Origin of the sequence: Rahnella sp. AN3-3W3 (genome assembly GCF_003263545.1) — a bacterium.
Classification (GTDB): domain Bacteria; phylum Pseudomonadota; class Gammaproteobacteria; order Enterobacterales; family Enterobacteriaceae; genus Rahnella; species Rahnella variigena.
On record NZ_JYDG01000075.1, the window covers coordinates 1 to 3,050 of the forward strand.

Genomic DNA, 3,050 nt, shown 5'->3' on the forward strand with positions numbered 1-3,050 from the left:
CCGACGATACCCGAATGGGGAAACCCAGTGTGTTTCGACACATTATCATTACATGAATACATAGTGTAATGAGGCGAACCGGGGGAACTGAAACATCTAAGTACCCCGAGGAAAAGAAATCAACCGAGATTCCCCCAGTAGCGGCGAGCGAACGGGGAAGAGCCCAGAACCAGAATCAGCGAATGTGTTAGTGGAAGCGTCTGGAAAGTCGCACAGTATAGGGTGATAGTCCCGTACACAAAAATGCATACGTTGTGAGTTCGATGAGTAGGGCGGGACACGTGACATCCTGTCTGAATATGGGGGGACCATCCTCCAAGGCTAAATACTCCTGACTGACCGATAGTGAACCAGTACCGTGAGGGAAAGGCGAAAAGAACCCCGGCGAGGGGAGTGAAATAGAACCTGAAACCGTGTACGTACAAGCAGTGGGAGCCTACTTTGTTGGGTGACTGCGTACCTTTTGTATAATGGGTCAGCGACTTATATTTTGTAGCAAGGTTAACCGAATAGGGGAGCCGTAGGGAAACCGAGTCTTAACTGGGCGTCAAGTTGCAAGGTATAGACCCGAAACCCGGTGATCTAGCCATGGGCAGGTTGAAGGTTGGGTAACACTAACTGGAGGACCGAACCGACTAATGTTGAAAAATTAGCGGATGACTTGTGGCTGGGGGTGAAAGGCCAATCAAACCGGGAGATAGCTGGTTCTCCCCGAAAGCTATTTAGGTAGCGCCTCGTGAACTCATCTTCGGGGGTAGAGCACTGTTTCGACTAGGGGGCCATCCCGGCTTACCAACTCGATGCAAACTACGAATACCGAAGAATGTTATCACGGGAGACACACGGCGGGTGCTAACGTCCGTCGTGAAGAGGGAAACAACCCAGACCGCCAGCTAAGGTCCCAAAGTCATGGTTAAGTGGGAAACGATGTGGGAAGGCATAGACAGCCAGGATGTTGGCTTAGAAGCAGCCATCATTTAAAGAAAGCGTAATAGCTCACTGGTCGAGTCGGCCTGCGCGGAAGATGTAACGGGGCTAAACCATGCACCGAAGCTGCGGCAGCGACGCTTATGCGTTGTTGGGTAGGGGAGCGTTCTGTAAGCCGTCGAAGGTGAACTGTGAGGTTTGCTGGAGGTATCAGAAGTGCGAATGCTGACATAAGTAACGATAATGCGGGTGAAAAACCCGCACGCCGGAAGACCAAGGGTTCCTGTCCAACGTTAATCGGGGCAGGGTGAGTCGACCCCTAAGGCGAGGCTGAAAAGCGTAGTCGATGGGAAGCTGGTTAATATTCCAGCACTTGGTGTTACTGCGAAGGGGGGACGGAGAAGGCTAGGCTAGCCGGGCGACGGTTGTCCCGGTTCAAGCGTGTAGGGGGTGTGATTTGGTAAATCCGGTCGCATATCAACCCTGAGGCGTGATAACGAGCCACTACGGTGGTGAAGTAGTTGATGCCAAGCTTCCAGGAAAAGCCTCTAAGCTCCAGGTAACACGAAATCGTACCCCAAACCGACACAGGTGGTCAGGTAGAGAATACTCAGGCGCTTGAGAGAACTCGGGTGAAGGAACTAGGCAAAATGGTGCCGTAACTTCGGGAGAAGGCACGCTGGCGCGTAGGTGAAGGGACTTGCTCCCGGAGCTGAAGCCAGTCGAAGATACCAGCTGGCTGCAACTGTTTAATAAAAACACAGCACTGTGCAAACACGAAAGTGGACGTATACGGTGTGACGCCTGCCCGGTGCCGGAAGGTTAATTGATGGGGTTATCCGCAAGGAGAAGCTCTTGATCGAAGCCCCGGTAAACGGCGGCCGTAACTATAACGGTCCTAAGGTAGCGAAATTCCTTGTCGGGTAAGTTCCGACCTGCACGAATGGCGTAATGATGGCCAGGCTGTCTCCACCCGAGACTCAGTGAAATTGAACTCGCTGTGAAGATGCAGTGTACCCGCGGCAAGACGGAAAGACCCCGTGAACCTTTACTATAGCTTGACACTGAACATTGAGCCTTGATGTGTAGGATAGGTGGGAGGCTTTGAAGCGTGGACGCCAGTCTGCGTGGAGCCAACCTTGAAATACCACCCTTTAATGTTTGATGTTCTAACTCGGCCCCGTAATCCGGGGTGAGGACAGTGTCTGGTGGGTAGTTTGACTGGGGCGGTCTCCTCCTAAAGAGTAACGGAGGAGCACGAAGGTTAGCTAATCACGGTCGGACATCGTGAGGTTAGTGCAATGGCATAAGCTAGCTTGACTGCGAGAGTGACGGCTCGAGCAGGTACGAAAGTAGGTCATAGTGATCCGGTGGTTCTGAATGGAAGGGCCATCGCTCAACGGATAAAAGGTACTCCGGGGATAACAGGCTGATACCGCCCAAGAGTTCATATCGACGGCGGTGTTTGGCACCTCGATGTCGGCTCATCACATCCTGGGGCTGAAGTAGGTCCCAAGGGTATGGCTGTTCGCCATTTAAAGTGGTACGCGAGCTGGGTTTAGAACGTCGTGAGACAGTTCGGTCCCTATCTGCCGTGGGCGTTGGAAGATTGAGAGGGGCTGCTCCTAGTACGAGAGGACCGGAGTGGACGCATCACTGGTGTTCGGGTTGTCATGCCAATGGCATTGCCCGGTAGCTAAATGCGGAAAAGATAAGCGCTGAAAGCATCTAAGCGCGAAACTTGCCTCGAGATGAGTCTTCCCTGTGGCTTTAAGCCACCTGAAGGGACGTTTAAGACTAAGACGTTGATAGGCTGGGTGTGTAAGTGCAGCGATGCATTGAGCTAACCAGTACTAATGACCCGAGAGGCTTAACCTTACAACACCAAAGGTGTTTTTAGAGACTTGAAGTAGATTTTCAGCTGATTGTTCCGAGATTGGTTCGTATGGCGGAGTGTGTGAGAAATCATGACATGATGCGGTATGGATGAAACAGAATTTGCCTGGCGGCAGTAGCGCGGTGGTCCCACCTGACCCCATGCCGAACTCAGAAGTGAAACGCCGTAGCGCCGATGGTAGTGTGGGGTCTCCCCATGCGAGAGTAGGGAACTGCCAGGCATCAAA

The 3,050-nt window shown here is 52.5% G+C and carries 2 rRNA genes; both read left to right on the top strand.

The features are described 5' to 3' along the window. Positions 1-2,805 (top strand): 23S ribosomal RNA (locus UC15_RS19280); the annotation flags it as partial. A 123-nt stretch (positions 2,806-2,928) separates the two neighbouring features. Then, positions 2,929-3,044, top strand: a 5S ribosomal RNA gene (gene rrf, locus UC15_RS19285). Positions 3,045-3,050: the final 6 nt, after the last annotated feature.